Here is a 23592-nt window from a genome sequence, read left to right on the forward strand (position 1 = left end):
TAACGCGGGTTGGTTTTCGGACACCGTATACCGGGAATCCAGAAATATGTCACGCCCTGTCCGCCCTTTTCCCGGGGATGGACGGCCGGGAGGCGGTTGCGGGACCGTGCGTCACACAGTTGCCGGGCGGGTGTCACCAAAAAATACGAAATCGTCATGGAGGCGGCGCGAAGGGATTGCGGGGCGCGGGTATGGTGCGGCAACCATATCAGGAGGAAGGATAATGGAAGATCGCCTTGCCGGTCCGCTGTTCAATCTGGATTCGCCCTTCACCGACCCCGTTCGACACACCCTCTTTTCCATGGTCAGGCGTCCGCTGGCCAAAGTTCTCAGGCTCGACACGCTGAATTCTCTCTACTCGACCCTGCAAACCGGAAAGGGCGAAGGGTGTTTCGTGGACAAGGCCCTGGATCTGCTCGGGGTGCGTTTTTCCGTGGACGGCCAGCCCGTGAGCCGGGTGCCGCGTACCGGGCCGCTGGTGGCCGTGTGCAACCACCCCTTCGGCGTGCTTGAAGGGCTTTTGCTGGTGCGCATCCTGCGCGAGGTCCGTTCGGACATCAAAATCATGGCCAACTTCATGCTCGGCATGATCCCGGAGATGGAAGACCTGATCATCCGTGTGGATCCTTTCGGCGGGGCCGGGGCCTCGCGCAAGAACATCGCCGGGCTCAAAGCGAGCATGCGCTGGCTGAAGCAGGGCGGCATGCTGGTGGTCTTTCCGGCCGGCGAAGTGTCGAGCCTCAAGGTCAAGAAGCGCCGCGTGGGCGACCCGAGCTGGAGCCCCATGATCGGGCGGATCATCCGCAAGACCGGGGCGGCGGCCCTGCCGGTCTTTTTCAACGGGCGCAACTCCGGCCTCTTCCAGACGCTCGGGCTCATCCATCCTCGGCTGCGTACCGTGCTCCTGCCGCACGAAAACCTGAAGCACGCCGCCCGCGACGTCATCGGGGTCCGGCTGGGCACGGTCATCGCCCCCGACAAGCTGGCCGAACTCGACGGCGACCAGGCCGTGATGGATTATCTGCGCTTCCGCACCTATCTCCTGCGCCGGGAGCGCAAGCCGCGCTTCCACTTCAAGGCCCGGGACGGCCAGCGGCGCATGGACCCCATCGCCAATTCGCGCGGCAAGCACATTCTCGCTTCGGAGGTGGCCAGCCTGCCGGACGGGAACATCCTGCTCGAAAGCGGGGAATTCACCGTGTTTCATGCGCAGGCCCACATGATTCCCCGGCTGCTGCGCGAGATCGGCATCCGCCGCGAGGAAACCTTTCGCCAGGTGGGCGAGGGCACGGGGCGGGCCATGGACATCGACGTGTTTGACGACACCTACGAGCATCTGGTGCTCTGGAATCGCCGGGAGCGCGAGGTGGCCGGCGCGTACCGTTTCGCCCGGACCGACGAGATCCTGGCGGCGCAGGGCCTTTCCGGTTTGTATACTTCGACCTTGTTCGATTACCGACCGGGGTTTCTGGAGGAGCTGGGGCCCGCCCTGGAGCTGGGCCGGTCCTTCGTCACCCCCGGGTATCAACGCAGCTACCAGCCGCTGCTTCTGCTGTGGAAGGGGCTGGCCGAGTATGTGGTCCGTAATCCGCGCTACCATCGGCTCTTTGGCTGCGTGTCCATCTCCGGCGATTATTCCGTGATTGCCCGCGAACTCATCGTCGGCTTCATGCAGCGCCATTGCTCCCAGCCTGAGCTGGCCCGCATGGCCCTGCCCAAGAGGCCGCCCAAGGTCAAGCGCCTGAAGCGAGTGGATTTCTCCTTGCCCGAGACGGTCTTCGACGACCCCGAGGATGTGGCCGACTTCGTGCGCGACGTGGAAGACGGCCGGTCCATCCCGGTGCTGCTCAAGCAATACCTCAAGCTGGGCGGCAAGATTCTCGGCTTCAACATGGACCCGGATTTCGGCAACTGCATGGACGGGCTCATCCTGGTGGACCTGCTCAAGTCCGACCCCAAGGTCTTGTCCCGGTTCATGGGGCGCGACGGGGTGAACCGCTTCCTGGCGAACAATCGCGCGGCGTCCGTCCATCCTGTGCGCATGGGCGACGCGGCCGCCTGATCGCGGCCGGACTGCCCGCCCGGCCGCGGGGGGCTTGGCTTTCCGGCGGGAAGAGCATATGTTGCCGGCATGCAAAAAGACTTGATCCTCCTGCCGTTGCTGCTCGCCACCCTGGTTCTGTTCTTCGGATGCCAGCGGGTGGATACCCCCGAGTCCGAAGGCCGCAAGCCCGCCGCTGGTGGACCGGCCAAAACCGCGACTCTGGCCCCGGCCTCGGCATGGGCCGCCGAAGCGGACGAGCCCAGGATTCCCGAAGGGTGTTCGCCCGAGTTCCGGGCCTTTTTCGATCATGCCGTGGTGGAGCTGCGCGGCCGGGGCGACCTGGACGTGACCGTGGTTACCGACCCCCTGTGCTGGCACTGCCGCCTGGCCAACAAGCTGCTGGGCGAATACCCCGAGCTGTACGGCAGGTTGCGCCTTTCCTTTTTCCCGCGCCGGGGCTTCATCGGTTCGGATATGGCCGCCTGGATTCTGGAGGATGCGGCGGGGACCGATCGCCTGCCCAAGCTGGTGGATTTCGCCTACGGCGAGCTGAAGCAGCCTAAGGTCGAGGACATCATGGAGGCGCGCATGCTCGTCCTGGTCCAGTTCACCCGGGCCTTTCCCGAATTGTTCGGTGGCGCGCCCATCGAGGAACTGTATGTCCGCTTGCAAAAGGCGCATGAGTCCCATGTGCTTGAAAGCGTGGTCCTCGCCCACGAGGCCCATCTCCCCGGCACCCCCATCCTGATCGCGGGCGACAAAGTGGTCCTGGGCTTCGCCCCCGCCGTCTGGCTCAAGGTCCTGAAAGAGGCCGCGATGTGCAAGTAGCCGGTTTCGGCCCATGCCCGGATGGCGGGCGCTTCCGGGGCGTCTTTCCTTCCTTTCCGCACAAGCTTGCAGGTTTTCCGACATTTCCATAGAAGGGTACACCGTGCGTGTATCGTGAGGAAATGCGGAATGCTTCGAATCATGCCGCAACCTTCGACTATCCTCGCATCGTCGCCCGCCGCCGTTTTCAGACGGACCGTCGGATTCCGGGCCGTTGCCGCACCCCTCCATAAGACAAGGAGATAGCCCCATGGTCATTCGATATCTTTTGCCGACCGTTTCGCGTCGCACTCGGGCCGCAGCCGCGCTGCTGCTCGTCGTGGCGGGCATGACGTTGCTGCCCGCCCTGGCCGATGGCGCGTTCGCCGGGACGTCGTCCCCCGAGCCTTTCGACTACGCCGCGCTCAAGGGCAAGGCCCGCGCCCTGGCCGCGCAGCCTTATGCCGACCATGCGGGGGAGGTCCCTGAATCGGTCGCGAAGATGACCTGGGACCAGTACCAGGCCATCCACTTCAACCGGGACCACGCCTTGTGGCGCGGCGGTGACTCCAAGTTCCAGGCCATGCTTTTTCACCTCGGGCTGTATTTTACCAAGCCCGTGGCCATGTATGAACTCGCGGACGGCAAGGCCAGGCGAATCGATTACGACGCCGGGCTGTTCGATTACGGCAAATCCGGCATCGACCCCGGGAAGCTCCCGGCGGACATGGGGTTTGCGGGCTTTCGGCTTCAGTTCAGCCCGGATTGGGGGCGCGATGTGGCCGCGTTTCTCGGCGCGAGCTACTTCCGCGCCGTGGGCAAGGAGATGCAATACGGCCTGTCCGCGCGCGGCCTGGCCGTGGATACGGCGCTGTCTCGGCCCGAGGAATTTCCGGCCTTCACCGCCTTCTGGTTGGAGCGCCCGAAGCCGGGCGGCGGCACGGCCACGGTCTACGCATTGCTCGATTCGCCGAGCATCACCGGGGCCTACCGCTTCGACATCACCCCCGGCGACACGTTGGCCATGCGCGTGGATGCGGCGCTCTACCCGCGCAAGGTCGTCGAGCGCCTGGGCGTCGCCCCGTTGACCAGCATGTTCATGGTCGGCGAGAACGACCGGCGCACGGGCTACGACTGGCGGCCTGAAATTCATGATTCGGACGGGCTGGCCCTGCACACCGGCGCGGGCGAATGGGTCTGGCGGCCCCTGAACAATCCCCGCCACCTGCGCTTCAACGCCTACATGGACGACAACCCCAAGGGATTCGGCCTGCTCCAGCGCGACCAGAATTTCGACCACTACCAGGACGACGGTGTGTACTATGACAAGCGTCCCGGCCTGTGGGTTGTGCCGCGGGGGGACTGGGGCCGGGGGGCCGTGCAGTTGGTGGAGATTCCCGCTCTGGACGAGACTTTCGACAACATCGTGGCCTTTTGGTGCCCGGAAGAGCCCGTGAAACCCGGCCAGGAATTGCTTTTCAGCTACGATCTGCTCTGGGGCACGGCCTCGCCCGGGCCCGAACACCTGGCCCGGGTGGTGGATTCCTTCACCGGGCTCGGCGGCGCGGTGGGCAAGCGGCGCACGCGCTATAGCAAGCGGTTCGTGGTGGATTTTTCCGGCGGCCCGCTGGCGGCGTTGGATCGGGACGCCCCGGTGCGCGCGGCCATCGAGACCTCGGCCGGGACCATCGAGCTGACCTCGGTCCTGCCACTTGCATCCGTCAAGGGGTATCGGGTCCGCTTCGACCTGGTTCCGCCCGACGAGAGCGAGAATCCGATCAACTTGCGGCTGATCCTCAAGTCCGGCGACCGGGCCCTGTCCGAGACCTGGACCTACCAATGGAGCCCGCCTCCGGCCGATCAACGGAAGCTGCACAACGCCGGGCACCTGCAATAGGACGGCCCGATAAGACCGGGCTGCCGTCGGACCGGATATGAAAAGGGCCTCTATGCGAGGCCCTTTTCGTATTCGTCGATTTAAACGATGATATCCAGGGGAGCTCTGGAGGGCTCACCGACGTTGACCGGTAAGGTCTGCGTCGGGGCGGCGGCCTGTTTCCCGCTGTTCGTGGGGTCGGTCATCAGGGCGTTGATCTGGCTGGAGGAGGACTTCTCGGCTTCCAGTCCCTTCATCAATCCCGAGGTGTATTTGGAGTCCTCTTTGGCCCCGTGCACAAAGTGGCCGGTCATCATGTTGGAATTGCTGAGGGTGACTCCCTGCGCCTTTCCAGTTTCAACGGTGTCGGTCTTTTCGGGAGTCCGTTTGGCTGCACCCGCCTGGGTGAAGCCTGTCGATGTCGTTTGCGTCAAGTTGATGCCGGATATAATCATGGTTTCCACCTGTGGTAAAAGTTTCTATGAAAGTCGTATCGACATGTATTCATATTTCATTAGGGGAAAAGATGAAAAAAAGGCCTCGATCAGAGGCCTTTTTTCATTTCAATCCATTTGTCCACCACGGGTGGATCGTACTCCACGAAGCGGTTGATGAGTTCGCCGGGGGTCGGGCTGGTCAGGACCATGCTCCGGTGGACGGGCATGAGGAAGCCCTCGGCGACCATGCGGTCCAGGTGTTCGGCCAGGAAGCCGTAGTAGCCGTTCACGTCCAGCAGACCGCACGGCTTGGCGTGGTAGCCGATCTGATTCCAGGTCAGGACCTCGAAGAACTCGTCCAGGGTGCCCAGGCCGCCGGGCAGGGCGATGAAGGCGTCCGACAGGTCGGCCATGAGCTGCTTGCGTTCGTGCATGGTGCGGACCACGCGGGATTCGGTCAGCCCCGGGTGGGCGATTTCCTTTTCCACCAGCCGCTCGGGGATGACGCCCACGACCTCGCCGCCCTCGGCCAGACAGGTGTCGGCCAACCGTCCCATGAGCCCGGTGGAAGAACCGCCGTAGACCAGGCCGATGGAGCGCTCGGCTAGTTCGCGGCCCAGCGCCTCGGCGGCGGCCACGTAGGCCGGGTTGTTGCCGGGATTGGATCCCAGGTAGACGCAGATGCGTTTCAGCTCACGGTTCATGACGCCGCTTCCACGGCCTTGCGCAGGTCGTCCACGAATTCATCGACCATTTCTTCGGTGGTGGCCCAGGAGGTCATCCAGCGCACGGTCTGGTCGTGCTCGTTCCAGACGTAGAAGTAGTATTTTTTAAGCAGGATCTCCGTGGCCGCGGGCGGGATGTGCGCGAACAAGGAATTGCAGTCCACGGTTCCCTTGATGGTCACGCCGTTAATGGCCCCGGCTTTTTCGGCCAGCCGTTTGGCCATGGCGTTGGCCTTTTGCGCATTCTTCAGCCACAGGTCGTTGGCCAGGTAGGCCTCCAACTGGGCCGAGACGAAGCGCATCTTGGAAACCAGCTGCATGGCTTGTTTGCGCAGATAGGAGAAGCCTTGGCCGATGTCCGGGTTGAGAAAAATCACGGCCTCGCCCATGAGGCAGCCGTTTTTGGTTCCGCCGAAGGAGATGAAATCCACGTCCAAGGCGGTGGTCAGGTCGAAGAAGGTGCAGTCGAGCGCGGCGCAGGCGTTGGCCAGGCGCGCGCCGTCCATGTGCACCAGCAGGTCGCGGTCGTGGGCGAAGGTCACCAGGTCCTCGATTTCCTTGATGGAGTAGAGGGTCCCCACCTCTGTGGGCTGGGTGATGGAGATGACCTTGGGCTGGGAGGCGTGGACGAAGCCGATGTGGCCCAGGTAGGGGGCGACCATGCCGGGCGTGAGCTTGCCGTTCGGGGAGGGAATGGGCACCAGCTTGATGCCGCCGAAGGCTTCGGGCGCGCCGCATTCGTCGGTGTTGATGTGGGCCTGTTCGGTGCAGAGCACCGAATTGTAGGTGTGGGTCACGGAGCGCAGGCCGAGGACGTTGGCCGCCGTGCCGGTGGTCACGTAGTGGATGCGCGCCTGGGAGCCGAAAAACTCCTTGAAGACGTCGTCGGTGTGGATGGACAGTTCATCGTCGCCATAGGACTTGCAATGCCCCGCATTGGCCCGGATGACGGCCTCCATGACGGCCGGATGGGCCCCGGAGTTGTTGTCGCTGGCAAAGGATTTCAGATCGGTCATGGTTTACTCCAGTCCGAGAAAGTCCCGGACCGCATGGGTTTGCAGAAGATAGTCGGCCAGGGTTGCGTATCCCTTGGCCGCGGGGTGGACATTGTCGTAGGCCGTCAGAGCGGCATTGTAGGCGGCGGATTCCCGCAGGAAGCCGAGCACCGGGACATGGGGTACGCCGAGCCGTTCGCACACGGATTCAAACCCCAGGGAAAGCTGGACGATGTGTTCGGTCCTCTCCGGATCGCCCACGGGCATGGGGCCGATGAACAGGGTCGGGCCCATGGTCAGGGCTTCCGACAGGATGGCCTCGGCGTTCTCGTAGGAGGTCGCGGCGGGCACGTCGTTGGCGATGTCGGCCACGCCGAAGGAGAGGAAGAGCCGGGTGTCCTGGCCCGGCAGGAATCGGCGTGTGACTTCTTCCCGCAACCGCTCGCGGATTTTGGTCGTGGTGTTCGCCCGAACTCCGAGGTTGTACCAGGTCAGGTCCTGGCCGCTTTTCATGACGGCGGAGGCGAGGCGCCCGGGCCAGCCGAGGCCGCTTTCGTCGCCGCAGCCGAGCGTCAGGGAATCACCGATGAAAAAGGTGATCATGGCTCCTTCCTATTGTTTGATTCGCGCGGTGGCGGATTCGATGTCGATGGCGTACACGCCGGTGACGGCCAGAACCTTGTCGTTGTAGGGCATTTCCCGGCCCGCGTACTTGAGGGTGATGCAATCCAGCGCGTGCAGCTTGTCGTCGCCGTCAAGTGCGCGCGGAGTGCCCCGGCCCATGACCGACCGGAACCGGTAGCCCAGTTCGCAGGCGTTCTGATCGCTGGTCTTGAGCTCCATCTCCACCGCAGCGGAGAAGGCCAGGGGGGCGCCCGCGTCCAGGCAGGCGGCTTTGCGTCCCCGCTCGCCGGAGTGGATGTAGAGTATTTCGCCCTCGCGCGCGAAGTTCACGGGCACGCAGTGCGGGCCATTGCTGTCGTTGAGGGCCAGCCAGATCACTTCCGCCCGGTCCAGGATGTCGGCCGTCACGGCCTTGTCGTCGGTCACGCCTTTGCGCATGGTTTCCTCCGGTCTTTGTAAAAAATGCAATCTGACTAGTAATCACCCCCGGCCCCGAAGGCAACCTCGGCGGGTTCCATTTCCGTGATCATCCGAGGGGGGGGGCTTTCCCGGTCCGGCCGGGAGTTGCCCTTCACGCGGATGCTGGTATACTCGTATCGTCAACCGCAACAGGAGCACTCCATGATCCGACCCAAGGACAGGCCGCTGCCCATCCACTACGTTCTCCGTTCCTTCGACAGATTTTTCCGCATGGAAGCTGCGGGCGGTATCGCGCTCATGGTTTGCACCGTGGTTGCCCTGGTCTGGGCAAATTCGCCGTGGGCCGCCGCCTATGACGAGGTGTGGCGGACCCGGCTGACCGTGGGCGCAGGCGACTGGGTGTTGTCCAAGCCCGCGCTGCTGTGGATCAACGACGGGCTCATGGCCATCTTCTTCTTCCTGGTGGGGCTGGAGATCAAGCGTGAACTGCTGGTGGGCGGCCTGTCCACTCCGAGCCGGACGATCATGCCCGTGGCCGCGGCCGTGGGCGGCATGATCGTGCCCGCGCTCATCTTTTTCGGGCTGAACACGGGGCATGAATCCATCGTGGGCTGGGGCATCCCCATGGCCACGGACATCGCCTTCGCCCTGGGGATCATGTCTCTGCTGGGCAACCGGGTGCCGGTGGGCCTTAAAATATTCCTGACGGCCGTGGCCATCGTGGACGACATCGGGGCCATCCTGGTCATCGCCGTCTTTTATACCGCCACGCTGAACCTGACGGCCCTGTGCGTGGGCTTGGCTGCCTTGTCCCTCATGGCCGTGTTCAACCTCCGCTGGCGTATCCGCCGTTCCATCCCGTACCTGATTCTCGGGGTGGTGGTCTGGTTCGCCTTCCTCCTGTCCGGCATCCACGCGACCATTGCGGGCGTGCTGGCGGCCATGACCATCCCGGCCGGAACGCGCATGAACTGCGCCGCCTTTGTCGCGGAGCTGCGCGAGGCCGCCGAAGTCTTCGAGATGGCCATTACCCCGGGGAAGACCGTGCTGACCAACCGGGAACAGCAAATGGCCCTGCACGCCGTGGAACATGCCTACGATGCGGCCTCCACGCCGTTGCAGAACATCGAGCACGCCCTGCATCCCTGGGTTTCCTTCTTCATCATGCCGGTCTTCGCCTTGGCCAATGCGGGCGTCGCCCTGGATGCGGACGTCTTCCGGCATCTGTTTTCCCCGGTGGCCCTGGGGGTGTTTTTCGGCTTGGTGGCGGGCAAGCAGATCGGCGTCACCGGGGCGTGCTGGCTGGTCAACCGGCTCGGTCTGGCCGAGTTCCCGGACCGGACCACGCTGCTGCACCTGTGGGGCGCGGCCTGCCTGGCGGGCGTGGGCTTCACCATGTCCATCTTTATCGGCAATCTGGCCTTTGACGAGGGCTCCTCACTGGTGGCGCTGTCCAAGGTCGCCATCCTGTTCGCCTCCCTGGTTTCGGGGCTGCTCGGCTATCTGGGCCTGCGCTACGTGGCTCCCGCCGGTCCGGCGGAAGGGGAGGAACACATCACGGACGCCTAGGCCGCGTTCGCCGCAACGACGAAGCCCCCGCTGGTCCAGGGACCGGCGGGGGCTTCGTCATGCTTCCGGGTTAGAAATCGGCCAGCCCCAGGGGGTCGAGTTCGGAAACCTGCACGCGCACGAAGGTGGCTACGTCGAAGAACAGATCCTGAGTGATGGAGGTCAGCCGCCATCGGCTGCCCGTGCCGAAGGAGTTCCAGAGTTCGGTCTGGATGCCTTGGCGGACCTTGAAGGACACGGACTCCACATCGGGGTCGGATCCCTCCAGGTAGGTCTGCATGAGCGGCACCAAGCCGCAGGTGACGTGCTGCACATCGATGATCTCGGGTTCCTTGGTCATGTTATTTCCCTATGCAGAAGGTGTCGAAAATGGCGTTGAGAACGTCGTTCGCCGCGATTTCGCCGGTAATGCCGGAGAGCGTGTCGCAGGCGGTTTCCAGCCGTACGCTCAGGAGGTCGTAGGGGACCCCGGCCCCGGCGTCGTCGGCGAGACCGGCCAGTTCGGCGTCAGCCTCGGCCAGCACAGCGGCCTGGCGGGCGTTGGGCGCGAGTTCGTCAGGGTCGGGCTGGCCCGCGCCCCGAAGGATGCGCTCCCGGATGTGCGTGGCCAGGCGGTCGAGCCCCGCGCCGGTCCTGGCCGACACGGCCAGGGTCTCCAGGCCGAGGTCGGTGAGCGCCGCGCCGTTCGCTTCATGAAATTCGTCGAGGTCCGCCTTGTTCAGCACGGCCAGGCCCTTGGCCGGACCCAGGCGTCGGGCGGCGTCCATGGTATCGGCGTCCACGGGCGCGGCGCCGTCGGTCAGGAGCAGAACCAGGTCGGCGCGGTCCATGAGTTCGCGGCCCACTTCGAGCCCGGCGGCCTCCACGGCGTCGTCGGTGGCGCGCATGCCTGCGGTGTCGGCCAGGCGGATGGACAGCCCGTCCAGGTTCAGGGTTTCTTCCAGGTAGTCGCGGGTGGTGCCGGGCTGGTCCGTGACAATGGCCCGGTTGCGGCCGAGCAGCGCGTTCATGAGGCTGGATTTGCCCGCATTGACCCGTCCGGCCAGGACTACGAGGGCTCCCTCGCGCCAAGCGCGGGTGCGGTCCACCGCGCGGAGCAGACCGGCTATTTCGGCGCGCACGGCCTCCACGGTGGAGATCAACGCTTCCGGGGAGAGGCATTCCAGCTCCTCGTCGGGAAAGTCCACGGCTACGGCCAGTTGGGCGCGCAGCGTTTCGAGCTGGGCCCGCAGGGCCGCGATTTTCTGCCCGAGCAACCCGGACAGTTTGACTTGAGCCAAGTGCAGGGCCGCCTTGGTGGGGGCGTGGATCATCTCGGCCACGGCCTCGGCCTGGGACAGGTCCATGCGGCCGTTCATGAAGGCGCGGTAGGTGAATTCGCCGCGTTCGGCCAGCCGTGCGCCCCGATCCAGGGTTTCCTGCAACACCGCCGCGAGCACGGTGCGTCCGCCATGGCAGTTGATTTCGACCACGTCCTCGCCGGTGTAGGAATTCGGGCCGGGCATGCTGGCGCAGAGCACGTCGTCCAGGAGAGCGCCGTGCGCATTGACCACCTGGCCGTGGTGCAGCCGGTAGGGCGCGAAATCGGTGAAGCCCGAGTTTGCGGACCGGAACAGGGTACGGGCGATGGCGCGGGCGCGCGGGCCGCTGATGCGGATGATGCCCACGCCGCCGTCGCCGGGCGGAGTGGCTATGGCCGCAATGGTGTCCTGGGAGTGCCTGGGGTCGAGCATGGAGATTCCTTACAGGAGCTTGGGTGGAATGGCAAAAAGGAAAAGGGCCGCTCATGGAGCGGCCCTTGAATATTCCGTGGCTTTCGGCCTGGCACGGATGCGCCGCAGCCGAGAGGGGCCGTCCTAGTACCGGGCGCGGCCGTTGTTTTTGCGGCTTTTGGGGACGATGAGCACGCGCTTCATGGGACCGTCGCCCTTGGAGCGGGTGAAGACCGTTTCGTTTTCCTGGAGGGCCAGGTGGATGACCCGGCGGTGATAGGAGGAGAGGGGTTTGGTGGACTGGGTCCGGCCCAGGCTGTCGGCCTTTTCGGCCAAGTGCCAGGCAATCTGCCGGAGTTTGTCGTCCTGGCGTTCGCGGTAGTCCCCGGTGTCCACCTGGATGCGCACCGAGCCTTCCATCTTGCGGGAGACCAACCGGTTGACCAGGTACTGGATGGAGGACAGGGTCTGTCCCTCGCGGCCGATGATCAGGCCGGAGTTTTCCTCGTCGTCGATGAAGACCTTGACCCGGTCGGATTCCAGGGTGACCTCCACGGTGGTTTCGCCCACGATGGGGGTCAGGAGTTCGCCCATGACCTCGCGTACGGCGGTTTCCAGCGCAGCAGGGTCAAATTCGGACATATCCGTGCGGGGGCGCTCCTCGCGTTCCTCACGCTGCTCTCGGGGTTCGCGCGCCTTTCTCTCACGTGGCTTGCGCTCGCGGCCCTTTTTCTCGCCTTTGGGCGGACGGGGCTTCTTTTCGCGCGGTTTGCGCTTGGGGGCGTCGTCCGGCTCGGGGGTGACCACGTTGCCGTTGATGTCGTTGAAGACTTCTTCCGGGATGAGGTTGCCGTTGGGCTCGTCGATGGTTTCTTCGACCACGTCGATCTCCCGGATTTCCTCGATCTCCTCGATCTCCTCGAATTCGTCGATATCGTCGAACTCGTCGGGTTCGTCCGCCGGGGCCGGGGCCGGGGTCTTTTCGGCCTTGGGCTTGGCCGGGCGCTTGGGCCGGGACGGCTTGGCCTCGCCGCTGAGGATGTCGGAGGCGTTCACCTGGGCGCGGGGCTGGGCCTGGACCTTGGCCTTCTTCACGCCCATGAGGCCGAAGATGCCGGAGGAGCCTCCGGAGAGGATCTCTATTTCCAGGCGGTCGCGTTGCAGATTGAAGTAATTACACGCGCTTTCGATCGCTTCGTCCAGGTCCTTGCCCTGGAATTCCTTGAAGTCGCTCATTCTCGTATCCTTATCAAGCCGGGGTGATAGCCCCCCGGAGGCGTTAGTCGTTGCTCGCGGCGGCCTTGGCCTTGGATTTCCTGGCGATCATCAACTGCTGCCCGATGGACAGGAGGTTGTTGAACAGCCAGTAGATGACCAGGCCCGAGGGGAACTGCAGGAACATGAAGGTGAAGACCAGCGGCATGAGGAGCATGATCTTCTGCTGCGTGGGATCGCCAGCGCTCGGGGTCATCTTCTGCTGCAGGAACATGGACGCGCCCATGATGATCGGCGAGATGTAGTACGGGTCCTTGGCGGACAGGTCGGCCAGCCAAGGCAGATCGGTGAAGGGCAGGTGCGCGATGAACGGGGCGTGGCGCAGTTCGACGGCGCCGAGGAGGGCCTTGTACAGGCCGAAGAAGACCGGAATCTGCACGATCATGGGCAGGCAGCCGCCCATGGGGTTGACCTTGTACGTCTTGTACAGGGCCATGGTCTCCTGGTTGAGGCGTTGCTTGTCGTCGCCGTACTTCTCGCGCAGCTTGGCGACCATGGGCTGGAGCTTCTTCATCTGTTCCATGGAGCCGTAGCTCTTCTGCGACAGGGGCCAGAAGATGAGCTTGATGATCAAGGTCAGGATGATGATGGCCACGCCGTAGTTGCCGACGAAACCGTAGAAGAAGTTCAGGCCCACCAGCAGGGGCTTGGCCAGGAAGTCGAACCAGCCGAAGTTCACGGCGTCGGCCAGGTCGTTGGGCATGGCGTTCAGCATCTTGCGGTCCGTGGGGCCGACGAAGTAGCTGGTCTTGAGGGTTTTGGCCACGTTGGGCATGAACGTGGCTTCGTCGGTCACGGCCATGCGGAAGATGTCATCCTGCACGCCGCCGGACAGGGAAGCGTTTTCGCTCCTGGGCATGACCGCGAACAGGAAATAGTTGGACTCGATGGCTCCCCACTTGAGGTCGCCCGGAGCCGAGATGCCGTCCTTCTTGAGGTCGTCGCGGTCGGTGATTTCCTTGCGGGTGTCCTTGGTCAGGTAGGCGATCTTGGTCGGGTTGTAGCGGTCGCCCTCTTCGGACATGGACTTGGCCGCGGCGGTGAAGGACACCGCGCCCTCGGCGCCGAGGGCTGTCAGGTTGACTACCGTGGCGGACTCGTCGATGAGGTAGGTGTCCGGGTGGAAGGTCAGAACCCGCTCGATACGATACCCGTCAACCTGGCCGGAGAAGGTCAGGGTCTTGGTGCCGTCGCCTTCGGCAAGATTCAGGTCCGAGCCGGAAAAGGCCCACTCGCCGCGTTTCCAGGTGTGGTATTCCTTGCCGTTCAGGGTCAGGATCAGGCCCAGCGGTCCCTTGGCGAAAGCGTTGGTGCCCACCAGGTCCACGAACGGAGAGTCGTTCTGAATGGTCTCGCGGTATTTCTTGAGGATGAATTTTTCGAGTACGCCGCCCTGTGAATTGAACACGGCAGTGTACAGCGGGGTGTTCACCGTGACGGACACGCCGTCGGTGGGAACGAAATTGGGAACGGGAGCAGCTTGTTCGGCGGCCTCGGCTGCGGTTTGGGGTTTCTGGGTGAGGGCGGCCGTCTTCTGCTCGGCCTCGGCGGCCTTGCGGGCCATTTCCGCTTTTTGTTCCGCCGAGGGACCCGTGAGATATTGCCATCCGAAGAGGACAATAAAGCTCAGGACCAGGGCAATTACAAGACGGATTTGCTCCTTCTTCTCCATGGGGTGAATCTCGCTTTGGTTTTGGAATCGGGCCAAACGGCCGGGACGGGGTCAAATCCCCCGCGGCATAGAGGCTGGCAACGAAGGAGACGCCAAAGCGTAAGAAGGCTCCCCTTGACGGCTCCGTGGCGGATCAGGGCTTCCCTGGCGTACTCGGAGCACGTCGGATAGAACCTGCATGCCGAAGGCAGCAAGGGGGAGATGAGTTTTTGGTAAAACCAAATGAGCGCCAGGAATATGGAGCGCATCATTTCCTCTCTAAGAGGCCGCCGCTTTGGTCCGCAAACGGCTTAAAAGCGGGGTAAACTCTTCTGTGGCGAGGGCGAGGGTCAGCTGCTTGGCCTCAAGGTTCCGCTTCGGAACAACGACGACATCCAGAGGCAAATCAAAATCGAATTGACGCAGCCGGAAATACTCGCGCACCACCCTCTTTATACGGTTGCGCGCCACTGCATGCCCCATCTTTTTACTGACAGTCAGCCCCAGACGGATACCGTCCTCGGGGCTGCTGCGCTTGAGGATGAACAGGATGAAACTTCGGGTGAAATGCTTCTTGCCCTGCTCATAACAAGCTGTGAATTCAGGGCTTCTGAGCAGCCGGCGCTCCTTGTTCCAAGCTAGACGGCTAATCTCTTACGACCTTTGGCGCGGCGGCGGGCAAGCACCTTGCGACCGTTTTTGGTGCGGGAGCGCACCAGAAAACCATGGGTCCTTTTGCGACGGCATTTGCTGGGCTGATACGTGCGTTTCATATCGGTAATCTCCTAAAGAGTGAAATTTTGCTAGAAGTTGCGTTGAACGGAAGCATATAACCGCTGTCCCCGTGACCGTCAAGCGCTATTTTCGACGTCATTCCGGGACGCCGCTTCCGGCCGAGCGGCTTTTCTGCTACAAGCTTTTTCACCGCTTGGCGAGTGAAAAATCGCCTGTTTCTCCAATTGGCACAAGAGACCCTTTTAAGGAATTATATACTGTGAGGTAATATGGACAAGCCCATGGACAACTACTGGAAGCTGAATCTCGCCGATCTCAAGGAACAGCTCGAACACAACGGTTTCGACGTCTTCATGGCCGATTCCCTGGACGGGGCCCGCGATGTCGTGATCAACGAAATCCTGCCCGCCATCAAGCCCGGTACCGTATCCTGGGGCGGGTCCGGCACCTTGGCCGCTTCGGGCCTCTGTGACTACCTGCGCGACAACCCGGAGTACGAGGCCCTGGATACCTGGGACAAGGCCCTGTCCCCCGGTGAGAAATACGAATTGCGCCGCCAGGCCCTGCTGGTGGACTGTTTCTTTACCGGAACCAACGCCGTCACCCGCGAGGGGCATCTGGTCAATCTCGACATGATCGGCAACCGCGTGGGGGCCATCACCTTCGGCCCGCGCCATGTGGTGCTGCTCATTGGCCGCAACAAGCTGGTGCCCGACCTGGAACGGGCCATGGAGCGGATCAAGGAATACGTGGCCCCGGTCAACACCATGCGCCTGGATTCGAAGACCCCGTGCGTTAAGACCGGCTATTGCATGGACTGCTCCTCCCCGGAGCGCATCTGCAACGTCTGGACAATCACCGAGAAGTCCTTCCCCAAGGGCCGCATCAAGATCGTCCTCATCAACGCGGACGTGGGGATTTAGGGCTCCGGCGCCCTGGCGGTGGGCGACGTGCCGATCTTTCGCCCGAACAGGGGGCGGCGTGTCGCGGGAGGGTGTGGAAAACGGTGTTCGTTTCGTGTGCGTAATGGAGCCTGCTGTGGATAAGGTGTGCGCAAGTGTGTTCGTAACCTGTTCTGTATTGGGAACATCGGCTTGGAGGTCTTGGTGATGGGCGGCAGGCATCTTTCCACGGATCGTGGATACCGGCGTATGGTCCGGGCGCGGGAGGGCGAGGTCCGCTTTCAGGTGGCCGTGGAGCAGACCGACCTGCTCGTAGTCGCCGAGTTGGACCTGCGCGACGAGATCGCGGCCTTCGTCTCCAAGGTGCGCGGCGAGATCAAGAACTGGATCATGTTCCATCCCGAGTTCGCCGAGAGCCTGACGCCCGTGGCCGTGCCGGACAGTGCGCCGGGCATCGTCCAGGCCATGGCGGCGGCCGCCGAGGCGTGCGGAGTGGGGCCCATGGCCGCCGTGGCCGGGGCCGTCGCCCAGGCCGTGGGCGAGGCCTTTGCCCCGCGCAGCCCGAACCTCCTGGTCGAGAACGGCGGGGACACCTACCTGTGCTCCACGCGCGAACGGGTGGTGGCGCTGCTGGCCGACCCCGGGTCCGGGGCGTCCGTGGGGTTGCGCATCGCGGCCGATGCCTTTCCCGTGGCCCTGTGCGCCTCCAGCGGGACCATCGGCCATTCTCTGAGCCTCGGGTCCGGCGACTTGGTGGCCGTGCGTTCCGGGGATGCCCGGCTGGCAGACGCCGCGGCCACGGCCCTGGGCAATCTGCTATGTTCGGAGAAGGACATGGATCGGGTCCTGAAGCGGGCCCGCGAACTTGCCCCCCATGGGTTGGACGGGGTTTTTGCCCAGTTCGACGCCAAGGTGGCCGCCTGGGGCGATCTGGAATTGGTGGCCCTGGACTAGGACCGTCCGTCCGGGGTTAGAGCAATTGGCCGTAGATCCACAGATCCGTGAGTTTTCCCCACTTGCGGACCACGCCCAGGCGCAGCCCCTCCTGCCTGAACCCGGTCTTTTCGAGCACCCGGCGGGAGGCCGGGTTCCAGCCGAAACAGGAAGCCGAGAGCTGCTCGACGGCCGTCTCCTCGCGCATGTACCGGACCAGTTCGTTCACGGCCTCGGTAGCCAGTCCCTTGCCCCAATATGCCGGGCCGAACCAATAGCCCACCCTGGCGGTGTGCGCCTCCACGTCGGCGCCCCGGATAGCTCCGCAACTGCCGACCAGCTCCCCGTCGAGGAAGATGGCGAACTGCCACTTGTCCTCGCCCGCGCCGTCCCGGGCCCACAGGACCAGCCGTTCGGCCGCCGCCTTGTCAAAGGGGTGGGGGAAGCGGAACGAAGTGTTCCAGGATATCTCCCGGGTATTCGCTACGGGCGGGATCAAGGGGATGTCCGCCATCCTCCATGGACGCAGCAGGCAGCGCGCGGTGGTGCGTTCGGTTCGTGAAAAATCATTCATTCCGTCGGCTCCCGTTGCCGCATGACGGCGGCGAGCAGTTCCCGTTCGCGGATGCGGAGGACGCGCATGTCGGCCGCGTCCCGGCCAATGGCTACCAGCCCCTGTCCGGCCATGCCGTGGATATAGCCCTCGATGCGGTCCGGGGTGGTCACGAAGGTTTCCGCCAGGGTTTTGACCGTGGCCTCATACTTGAGTTCGAGCGTGCCGCAAGTGGAGAAAAGATCGAGGATGCGCACCACGCCAAGCCCCACGGACGGGACCTTCATGGCCTTGCGCGTGGTGGACTTGAGGCGGCTGACCAGCACGGTGATGATCGAGGCGATGACCTTGGGGGATTCGCGCATGAATTCCTCCAGGTCGTCCCGCGTGACCACGATGACCTTGGAGTCCTCCAGGGCGATGGCCGTGGCCGTGCGCACGCCGTCATCCAGGAACAGGGCCATCTCGCCGAAGATGGAGATGGGCTTGAGGACGGCGAAGACCTTCTTGCGGCCTTCGACGGTCCCGGAGATCTCGATTTTGCCCTCGGTCAGGATGTATGCGGCGTCGCCCTTGCCGCCTTCCTCGAAGACCATGTTGTGCCTGAGCACGTTGCGCATCAGGTAGTTGCCGCGTGAAACCTGCTTCAACTGGATGTTTTGTTGGGTGATCATGGACACGGTGTGGCTGCTCCGTTTTCGCTGAGGATGATCGCCGTCCGGGGCGCGGTTATTGCCTGACCACCGAGTTGCGGCCCGATTGCTTGGCCTTGTACAGGCCCTTGTCGGCCCGTTTGAGCAGGTCGTTGACGGAGTCCTCGGGGTCCATGGCGGCCATTCCGATGGAAACGGTCACGGTCAATGGTCCGGCCTCGGTCGGGATGGGTCGGGATATGGTCATGCTCCGGATGCGTTCGGCCGCTTCCATGGCCTGTTCGGCGTCGGTCTCCACCAGCAGGGCGGCGAATTCCTCCCCCCCCAGGCGGGCGAAGATGTCGCTTTGCCGGAATCCGGCCCGGCAACGCAGGGCGAAGGCGCGCAGGACTTCGTCTCCGACGGCGTGCCCGTGGGAGTCGTTGACCGCCTTGAAGTGGTCGAGGTCGCACATGAGTACGGTCAGGGGGCGGCCGAACCGCTTGGCCCGCGCCAGTTCGTTTTTGGCCCGCTGGAAAAAGGCGTGGCGGTTGTAGGCCCCGGTCAACTGGTCGCGGGTGGCCATGCGTTCGAGCCGGGCCTCCAGCCGCCGTTTCTCGGTGACGTCGTGGATAATGGAGTAGTGCAGTTGGCGGCGTCCCAGGGAGACCGGCCCGGTGAAGACTTCCACGTCACGCCGGGTGCCGTCCTTGAGGGTGTGCACGTGTTTGAAGTAATTGCGCCGTTCCTCGGCCGCCGTCCTCAGCTCTCCATAGATTTCCGCGTCGCTCATGCAGTCCAGTTGGCGAATGGTCATGGAGGTCATTTCTTCGCCGGTGTAGCCGTAGTATCGGCAAGCCGCCGGATTGACGAACTGAATGGACGAGTCCAGGGGGTCGTGCAGGATCATGATCGCCTTGTTCTCCTCGAAGAAGGCGCGGTACAGCTCGTCGCGTTCCGCCATGGCCCGTTCCGCCTCCACCTGGTCCGTTATGTCCTGCATGACGCCGTTGAAGGACCCGTCCGGGGTCAGCCGTCCCGAGAGCTCGGCCCAGATGCGGCTGCCGTCCACCCGGCGCAACTGGAGACGAAAGCGGGATATCGCGCCGTCCCGCTCCAGGGCCGCCCATATCCGTTCCCGGTCCTCGGGATGCACGTAGTGGTTCTGGATACTGGCCGTGTCCACCGGTTCGGTGGGATCGTAGCCCAGGATGTCGGTCACGGTCCGGTTGGCCTCGACGACGGCGCCGTCGGAGTTGATGAGATAGATGCCCACCAGGGCGTTTTCGAAGAGCTGGCGGTAGCGTTTTTCGCTGTCGGCCAGGGCCTCCTCTTTGGCCGCGATGTGCTGGAGCATGGCGTTGTGGGCGTCGATGACTTCGCCGATCTCGTCGTCGCTGTGCCAATCGGCCTGGGCCCAACGGCCGGTGTCCCCGGTGGTGCGGATGGCCTGGAGCAACGCTTCGAGCGGGCGGCTCACGGTCCGGTTGAAGGCGTAGACCGTTCCGGCCAGAGTCACGGCAATGATCAGCGCATAGGAAAGCATCTGCCAGAGGAACTGCTGGCGGAATCGTTTTTCGGCAAAGGTATGGGTGTAGTGGATGCCCAGCCTACCCATGTCCACGCGGCTTCCGTCGGGCATGCGCCGGTAAATGTCCCGCCACAGGGTCCGCAGACCGTCCACCCGGTCGGCCGGGGTGATGCCGTAGGCCAGGAATAGGTTGCCTTTTTCGTCGAGGATTTCGGCCCCGAGCATGGCCTGGTTGCTGGAGATGGTCGCCAGGGCACTGACCATTTCCTCGGTCTGATAGTTCCACAGCAGCCCGGCCAGCACGCGGCTGGTGGCCGTGGCGAAGACGCCGGCATCGGTGTCGATCCTGGACATGGCCTCGCGGCGGGAGAAGTGCCCGACGACAAGCATGAGCAGCAGGGTGCCCACCAGCAGGGGCGGCAGAATGCGCACCAGGAACTTGAAGGTCAGGGACCGGGTGTTGAACGTCCCCGGCGGAGCCGGGGGGGCGTTCCCGTAATGTGTGGGCTGTTTGTCAGGAGGGGCTGCCATGGAGGGCATGCCTTATGTAAGTTTGCTCTCCACACTGTGGAGCTTTTGGCTCATGCCGTCTCGGCGGCCCTTGCGGGCGTCCACCTTGATGGTCATGTACAGCCGGTCCGAATCCTTTTCCAGCTCACGGTAGCAGCCGTCGATCACGTTCATGACCTCGTCCCACTCGCCTTCGATGCTGGTCCCCATGGGGCAGAGGCGATATTTCAGCCCGGACGCCTTGATGACGTTCAGGGCGCGGGAGACGTAGGTGCTCAGACCGGAGCCGCCCTTGTCCAGGGGAAAAATGGAAAGATCAACGATAACGGCCATGGAAAAGCCCTCCCTTGAATGGATGTTTTGTTCCCGGTTATAGCCCGATTGTACCAGGAGAGGAAGAAGGGAATCAATTATAGTTCACGACGCCCGTTTCGTATCGCCGTGGCGGGAGGAAGGGCGTCCACGGCCCCCCGCCGTCCGCCACGGCTGGCCGCTCTGTGATTCTTGTCACGAGTGCTCACCGGTGCCTAGTTTGCCGATTCGCTTGAAAGTTTTTTGAAGTTGCCTATTGATTTTGTTTGTAAAGCGAGATACGACTTTGTTAATTAATTTTTCCGGGGGGTTATAGCACGAACTCGGAAAAAGAATGTTAATCGTGTCACGATTTTGTTAATCGTGGCAAAGAGACGGTTTAGGTCCGAGTTCGGGCGTGTGCCCGACGGTCATGGCGGGAATAACGGTGTTTCCGGCATGGCAGACTCATTCTATTACGGAGGTGTTCTATGAAATTTTCCGTAGGTCATGGCAAGGAAGGAGCCGTGGAACGGCTGGAAAAACGCGGTGTCTCCCGTCGTGATTTCATGAAGTTCTGCGGAACCGTGGCCGCAGTGATGGGCATGGGTCCGGCTTTCGCCCCGAAAGTCGCCGAGGCCCTCACAGCTGACAACAGGCCCGACGTGGTCTGGTTGCACAACGCCGAATGTACCGGATGTTCCGAATCCATCCTGAGGACTGTCGAGCCTTACATCGACGCCCTCATTCTGGACTACATCTCGCTGAACTACCATGAAACCATCATGGCCGCGGCGGGTCACGCCGCCGAGAAGGCCCTGTGGGATACCGTCAATGCCGGCAACTATGTCGCCGTCATCGAAGGCGGTGTTCCCACTGCTCCGGCCGGCACTGCCAACGAGGCCGGTGCTCACGGCAAGGTCGGCGGGCACACCATGCTGGAGACCACCACCAAGGTTGTCACCGGCGCCGCCGCCACCATCACGTACGGCACCTGTGCCTCCTACGGCGGCGTGCAGAAAGCCGCTCCGAACCCCACCGCCGCCAAGGGCGTCGGCGAACTGTTCCCGGGCAAGGCCATCATCAACGTGCCTGGCTGCCCGCCGAACCCGTTCTCCCTGGTCGGCACCATCGTGCACTTCCTCACCAAGGGTATTCCCGAACTCGACGCAGTCGGCCGTCCGATCCCCTTCTACGGCGAGACCGTGCATGACAACTGCCCGAGGCAGGAGCATTTCGACATGGACGAATTCGCGCCTTCCTTCGGTTCCGAAGAAGCCCGCAAGGGCTGGTGTCTGCGCAAGCTCGGTTGTCGTGGTCCCGAGACCTTCAACAACTGCCCCACGGTCAAGTTCAACCAGTACAACTGGCCTGTCCAGTCCGGCCACCCCTGCATCGGCTGCTCGCAGCCCGATTTCTGGGACGGTGCCGACTGGGATGGCGAGACCTACTTCTACGCCGACCTGAGCCAGCTCTAGTCGATGTGGAAATGGTTTCGTTCAACAAACGCAGACTGAATCAGAATTCTTAAGGAGGATACAATATGTCTGGTTGCTCCCCTAAAGCCGCCCCGATGGCGCACGGGAAACACGATGTCGTAGTTGATCCGGTCACCAGGATCGAGGGTCACCTGCGCATCGAGGCCGTGGTCGAAGATGGCAAAATCGTTGATGTCCGCAGCAGCTCCCAGCTGTTCCGCGGTCTGGAGATCATCCTGAAAGGCCGTGATCCCCGCGATGCCCAGCACTTCACCCAGCGCTCCTGCGGCGTCTGCACTTACGTGCATGCTCTGGCTTCCATCCGTTGCGTCGACAATGCCGTCGGCGTGGACAAGGAACTGCCCCACAACGCCACCATCATCCGCAACCTGGTGATGGCCGCGCAGTTCATGCACGACCACATCGTGCATTTCTATCACCTGCACGCCCTGGACTTCGTCGACGTCACCGGCTGTCTGTCCGCCGATGTCAACAAGACCGCTGAAATCGCCGCCGCCGTCGCCAAGACCGTGCGCCCTGATCCCAAGATCGTCTCCTCCAAGGAAGACCTTCAGAAGACCAAGGACACCGTCAAGGGCATCGTCGATTCCGGCCGCCTGGGCATTTTCACCAACGCCTACTTCCTCGGCGGCCACCCGGCCTACGTCCTGCCGCCCGAGGTCAACCTGCTGGCCACCAACCACTACCTGAACGCCCTGCACCTGCAGGTCAAGGCCGCTCGCGCCATGGCGGTGTTCGGTGCCAAAAACCCGCACACCCAGTTTACCGTCATGGGTGGCGTGACCTGTTACGAAGGTCTGACCGACAAGTACATCAATGACTTCCTGGCTCTGTACGCGGACATCAAGGACTTCATCCTCGACTGCTACATCCCGGACCTCATCGCCGTTGCCAGCTACTACAAGGATTGGGCCTCCATCGGCGGCACCACCAACTTCATGAGCTTCGGCGAATATCCGGCTCAGGGCGGCGAGGCCGACCTGAACTCCCGGTACGTCAAGCCCGGCGTCATCTTCGACCGCAAGATCACCGACGTGCAGGCCTTCGACCCGACCAAGATCGAAGAGCACGTCAAACACTCCTGGTACAAGGATGATTCTCCGAAGCATCCCTACGCCGGCGTGACCGATCCCATGTACACCAGCCTGGACGACAAGGCGAAGTACTCCTGGATGAAGGCGCCCCGCTACGACGGCAAACCCACCGAGGTCGGCCCGCTGGCCACCTGCCTGGTCAACTACGGCCTGGGTCATCCCGAGTTCGTCAAGTACGTCAACTTCGTGCTCGGCAAACTGGAAGTCGGCCCCGAGGCCCTGTTCTCCACCCTGGGCCGCACCGGCGCCCGTGGTATCGAGTGCCTGATCACCTGCCTGAAGACCGAAGACATGGTCAACGATCTGAAGGAAAACATCGCCAAGGGCAACCTCGACATCTGCAAGGATTGGGACATGCCCTCCGAGGCGCAGGGTGTTGGTTTCGTCAACGCTCCCCGCGGCGCCCTGAGCCACTGGATGAGCATCAAGGGCGGCAAGATCGACAACTTCCAGCTCGTGGTCCCGTCCACCTGGAACCTCGGTCCCCGCTGCGACAACAACCTGCCCGGCCCCACTGAAGAGGCCCTGCTGGACAACACCCCGATCGCCGATCCGGAACGCCCGGTCGAGATCCTGCGCACCGTCCACTCCTATGACCCCTGCATCGCCTGTGGCGTGCACGTCATCGACAACAAGACCGGTAACGTCAAGAAGTTCCGCGTCCTGTAGAGTGCATAGGCGCAACCGCGCAAAAGAACAGGGGGTCGGCTTATGCCGGCCCCCTTTTTTGGGGCCGGCATCGGCGGCGGTTGATCGTGGCCCATCCGCATAGTTCTC

General features: G+C 63.2%; 24 protein-coding genes. 8 read left to right on the forward strand and 16 right to left on the reverse strand.

Annotation, left to right across the window (positions count from 1 at the left end; all coding sequences use genetic code 11):
- The first annotated feature begins 223 nt into the window (after positions 1-223).
- From J0909_RS11790 to J0909_RS11800, 3 genes are all read left to right on the forward strand, one after another.
- Entirely contained in the window at positions 224-2062 is a 1839-nt protein-coding gene (locus tag J0909_RS11790) for a bifunctional lysophospholipid acyltransferase family protein/GNAT family N-acetyltransferase (protein ID WP_207263102.1), read from the forward strand.
- A 69-nt stretch (positions 2063-2131) separates the two neighbouring features.
- Complete coding sequence (locus J0909_RS11795; RefSeq protein ID WP_207263104.1) at positions 2132-2872, forward strand: DsbA family protein; 741 nt, start codon at positions 2132-2134, stop codon at positions 2870-2872.
- Positions 2873-3122: 250 nt separating this feature from the next.
- Positions 3123-4748: an OpgD/OpgG family glucan biosynthesis protein gene (locus J0909_RS11800; RefSeq protein WP_207263106.1), complete on the forward strand. Its 1626-nt coding sequence runs from the start codon at positions 3123-3125 to the stop codon at positions 4746-4748.
- Between the two features lie 80 nt (positions 4749-4828).
- On the opposite strand, the gene J0909_RS11805 is transcribed toward J0909_RS11800, so the two are convergent.
- From J0909_RS11805 to J0909_RS11825, 5 genes are all read right to left on the reverse strand, one after another.
- Positions 4829-5182 (reverse strand): hypothetical protein, encoded by a 354-nt coding sequence (locus tag J0909_RS11805; protein ID WP_207263107.1) that lies wholly within the window; start codon positions 5180-5182, stop codon positions 4829-4831.
- 89 nt (positions 5183-5271) lie between these two features.
- Positions 5272-5868 carry an LOG family protein gene (locus J0909_RS11810; protein WP_207263108.1) on the reverse strand — a complete coding sequence of 199 codons (597 nt, stop codon included), beginning with the start codon at positions 5866-5868 and terminating at the stop codon, positions 5272-5274.
- A complete protein-coding gene (locus J0909_RS11815) occupies positions 5865-6905 on the reverse strand; it encodes a threonine aldolase family protein (RefSeq protein WP_207263109.1) in 1041 nt (346 codons plus the stop codon). Before J0909_RS11815 ends, J0909_RS11810 begins: the two co-directional genes overlap by 4 nt.
- Positions 6906-6908: 3 nt before the next feature.
- Complete coding sequence (locus J0909_RS11820) at positions 6909-7487, reverse strand: GDSL-type esterase/lipase family protein (protein ID WP_207263110.1); 579 nt, start codon at positions 7485-7487, stop codon at positions 6909-6911.
- A 9-nt stretch (positions 7488-7496) separates the two neighbouring features.
- Positions 7497-7946: a pyridoxamine 5'-phosphate oxidase family protein gene (locus J0909_RS11825; RefSeq protein ID WP_207263111.1), complete on the reverse strand. Its 450-nt coding sequence runs from the start codon at positions 7944-7946 to the stop codon at positions 7497-7499.
- Between the two features lie 183 nt (positions 7947-8129).
- Between J0909_RS11825 and nhaA the strand changes: the two genes are divergently transcribed.
- Positions 8130-9497, forward strand: a complete 1368-nt coding sequence (nhaA, locus tag J0909_RS11830) for a Na+/H+ antiporter NhaA (protein WP_207263112.1) — start codon at positions 8130-8132, stop codon at positions 9495-9497.
- A gap of 70 nt (positions 9498-9567) precedes the next feature.
- Here the strand turns inward: nhaA and J0909_RS11835 are convergent, their stop codons facing one another.
- From J0909_RS11835 to rpmH, 7 genes are all read right to left on the reverse strand, one after another.
- Positions 9568-9837, reverse strand: a complete 270-nt coding sequence (locus tag J0909_RS11835; protein ID WP_207263113.1) for a hypothetical protein — start codon at positions 9835-9837, stop codon at positions 9568-9570.
- Position 9838: 1 nt separating this feature from the next.
- A complete protein-coding gene (gene mnmE / locus J0909_RS11840; RefSeq protein WP_207263114.1) occupies positions 9839-11230 on the reverse strand; it encodes a tRNA uridine-5-carboxymethylaminomethyl(34) synthesis GTPase MnmE in 1392 nt (463 codons plus the stop codon).
- Positions 11231-11353: 123 nt separating this feature from the next.
- Positions 11354-12445 carry a Jag family protein gene (locus tag J0909_RS11845; protein WP_207263116.1) on the reverse strand — a complete coding sequence of 364 codons (1092 nt, stop codon included), beginning with the start codon at positions 12443-12445 and terminating at the stop codon, positions 11354-11356.
- A 43-nt stretch (positions 12446-12488) separates the two neighbouring features.
- The gene (yidC, locus tag J0909_RS11850) at positions 12489-14156 is read right to left on the reverse strand and encodes a membrane protein insertase YidC (RefSeq protein WP_207263118.1); all 1668 of its coding nucleotides are present in this window, start codon (positions 14154-14156) and stop codon (positions 12489-12491) included.
- The gene (yidD, locus tag J0909_RS11855) at positions 14126-14407 is read right to left on the reverse strand and encodes a membrane protein insertion efficiency factor YidD (RefSeq protein ID WP_353616761.1); all 282 of its coding nucleotides are present in this window, start codon (positions 14405-14407) and stop codon (positions 14126-14128) included. Before yidD ends, yidC begins: the two co-directional genes overlap by 31 nt.
- A 7-nt stretch (positions 14408-14414) precedes the next feature.
- Positions 14415-14786 (reverse strand): ribonuclease P protein component, encoded by a 372-nt coding sequence (rnpA, locus tag J0909_RS11860; protein ID WP_207263201.1) that lies wholly within the window; start codon positions 14784-14786, stop codon positions 14415-14417.
- Entirely contained in the window at positions 14774-14908 is a 135-nt protein-coding gene (rpmH, locus tag J0909_RS11865; RefSeq protein ID WP_071546398.1) for a 50S ribosomal protein L34, read from the reverse strand. Before rpmH ends, rnpA begins: the two co-directional genes overlap by 13 nt.
- Positions 14909-15139: 231 nt before the next feature.
- On the opposite strand from rpmH, the gene J0909_RS11870 reads away from it, so the two are divergent.
- Positions 15140-15793, forward strand: coding sequence for a lactate utilization protein (locus J0909_RS11870; protein WP_207263120.1), 654 nt, complete (start codon positions 15140-15142; stop codon positions 15791-15793).
- 186 nt (positions 15794-15979) lie between these two features.
- Positions 15980-16726: a UPF0280 family protein gene (locus J0909_RS11875; RefSeq protein WP_207263122.1), complete on the forward strand. Its 747-nt coding sequence runs from the start codon at positions 15980-15982 to the stop codon at positions 16724-16726.
- A 16-nt stretch (positions 16727-16742) separates the two neighbouring features.
- Here J0909_RS11875 and J0909_RS11880 read toward each other — a convergent pair whose 3' ends face one another.
- From J0909_RS11880 to J0909_RS11895, 4 genes are read right to left on the reverse strand one after another with little or no spacing between them, the layout of a single operon-like run.
- Positions 16743-17279 carry a GNAT family N-acetyltransferase gene (locus J0909_RS11880; protein ID WP_207263124.1) on the reverse strand — a complete coding sequence of 179 codons (537 nt, stop codon included), beginning with the start codon at positions 17277-17279 and terminating at the stop codon, positions 16743-16745.
- The gene (locus tag J0909_RS11885) at positions 17276-17932 is read right to left on the reverse strand and encodes a cyclic nucleotide-binding domain-containing protein (RefSeq protein WP_286181980.1); all 657 of its coding nucleotides are present in this window, start codon (positions 17930-17932) and stop codon (positions 17276-17278) included. Before J0909_RS11885 ends, J0909_RS11880 begins: the two co-directional genes overlap by 4 nt.
- 55 nt (positions 17933-17987) lie before the next feature.
- Positions 17988-19952, reverse strand: coding sequence for a diguanylate cyclase (locus tag J0909_RS11890; RefSeq protein WP_207263127.1), 1965 nt, complete (start codon positions 19950-19952; stop codon positions 17988-17990).
- A 12-nt stretch (positions 19953-19964) separates the two neighbouring features.
- A complete protein-coding gene (locus tag J0909_RS11895) occupies positions 19965-20264 on the reverse strand; it encodes an MTH1187 family thiamine-binding protein (RefSeq protein WP_207263129.1) in 300 nt (99 codons plus the stop codon).
- A 449-nt stretch (positions 20265-20713) separates the two neighbouring features.
- On the opposite strand from J0909_RS11895, the gene J0909_RS11900 reads away from it, so the two are divergent.
- Positions 20714-21700: a hydrogenase small subunit gene (locus tag J0909_RS11900; RefSeq protein ID WP_207263131.1), complete on the forward strand. Its 987-nt coding sequence runs from the start codon at positions 20714-20716 to the stop codon at positions 21698-21700.
- A gap of 65 nt (positions 21701-21765) precedes the next feature.
- Positions 21766-23484 carry a nickel-dependent hydrogenase large subunit gene (locus J0909_RS11905; protein WP_207263133.1) on the forward strand — a complete coding sequence of 573 codons (1719 nt, stop codon included), beginning with the start codon at positions 21766-21768 and terminating at the stop codon, positions 23482-23484.
- Positions 23485-23592 lie beyond the last annotated feature (108 nt).

The organism is Desulfovibrio sp. Huiquan2017, from assembly GCF_017351175.1.
Lineage (GTDB): Bacteria > Desulfobacterota > Desulfovibrionia > Desulfovibrionales > Desulfovibrionaceae > Pseudodesulfovibrio.

Bases quoted from the DNA above. Each gene is read 5' to 3' on its own strand.
- J0909_RS11790 (WP_207263102.1), top strand. From the start codon at position 224: ATGGAAGATCGCCTTGCCGGTCCGCTGTTCAATCTGGATTCGCCCTTC.
- J0909_RS11795 (WP_207263104.1), top strand. From the start codon at position 2,132: ATGCAAAAAGACTTGATCCTCCTGCCGTTGCTGCTCGCCACCCTGGTT.
- J0909_RS11800 (WP_207263106.1), top strand. From the start codon at position 3,123: ATGGTCATTCGATATCTTTTGCCGACCGTTTCGCGTCGCACTCGGGCC.
- J0909_RS11805 (WP_207263107.1), bottom strand. From the start codon at position 5,182: ATGATTATATCCGGCATCAACTTGACGCAAACGACATCGACAGGCTTC.
- J0909_RS11810 (WP_207263108.1), bottom strand. From the start codon at position 5,868: ATGAACCGTGAGCTGAAACGCATCTGCGTCTACCTGGGATCCAATCCC.
- J0909_RS11815 (WP_207263109.1), bottom strand. From the start codon at position 6,905: ATGACCGATCTGAAATCCTTTGCCAGCGACAACAACTCCGGGGCCCAT.
- J0909_RS11820 (WP_207263110.1), bottom strand. From the start codon at position 7,487: ATGATCACCTTTTTCATCGGTGATTCCCTGACGCTCGGCTGCGGCGAC.
- J0909_RS11825 (WP_207263111.1), bottom strand. From the start codon at position 7,946: ATGCGCAAAGGCGTGACCGACGACAAGGCCGTGACGGCCGACATCCTG.
- nhaA (WP_207263112.1), top strand. From the start codon at position 8,130: ATGATCCGACCCAAGGACAGGCCGCTGCCCATCCACTACGTTCTCCGT.
- J0909_RS11835 (WP_207263113.1), bottom strand. From the start codon at position 9,837: ATGACCAAGGAACCCGAGATCATCGATGTGCAGCACGTCACCTGCGGC.
- mnmE (WP_207263114.1), bottom strand. From the start codon at position 11,230: ATGCTCGACCCCAGGCACTCCCAGGACACCATTGCGGCCATAGCCACT.
- J0909_RS11845 (WP_207263116.1), bottom strand. From the start codon at position 12,445: ATGAGCGACTTCAAGGAATTCCAGGGCAAGGACCTGGACGAAGCGATC.
- yidC (WP_207263118.1), bottom strand. From the start codon at position 14,156: ATGGAGAAGAAGGAGCAAATCCGTCTTGTAATTGCCCTGGTCCTGAGC.
- yidD (WP_353616761.1), bottom strand. From the start codon at position 14,407: ATGATGCGCTCCATATTCCTGGCGCTCATTTGGTTTTACCAAAAACTC.
- rpmH (WP_071546398.1), bottom strand. From the start codon at position 14,908: ATGAAACGCACGTATCAGCCCAGCAAATGCCGTCGCAAAAGGACCCAT.
- J0909_RS11870 (WP_207263120.1), top strand. From the start codon at position 15,140: ATGGACAAGCCCATGGACAACTACTGGAAGCTGAATCTCGCCGATCTC.
- J0909_RS11875 (WP_207263122.1), top strand. From the start codon at position 15,980: ATGGGCGGCAGGCATCTTTCCACGGATCGTGGATACCGGCGTATGGTC.
- J0909_RS11880 (WP_207263124.1), bottom strand. From the start codon at position 17,279: ATGAATGATTTTTCACGAACCGAACGCACCACCGCGCGCTGCCTGCTG.
- J0909_RS11885 (WP_286181980.1), bottom strand. From the start codon at position 17,932: ATGATCACCCAACAAAACATCCAGTTGAAGCAGGTTTCACGCGGCAAC.
- J0909_RS11890 (WP_207263127.1), bottom strand. From the start codon at position 19,952: ATGGCAGCCCCTCCTGACAAACAGCCCACACATTACGGGAACGCCCCC.
- J0909_RS11895 (WP_207263129.1), bottom strand. From the start codon at position 20,264: ATGGCCGTTATCGTTGATCTTTCCATTTTTCCCCTGGACAAGGGCGGC.
- J0909_RS11900 (WP_207263131.1), top strand. From the start codon at position 20,714: ATGAAATTTTCCGTAGGTCATGGCAAGGAAGGAGCCGTGGAACGGCTG.
- J0909_RS11905 (WP_207263133.1), top strand. From the start codon at position 21,766: ATGTCTGGTTGCTCCCCTAAAGCCGCCCCGATGGCGCACGGGAAACAC.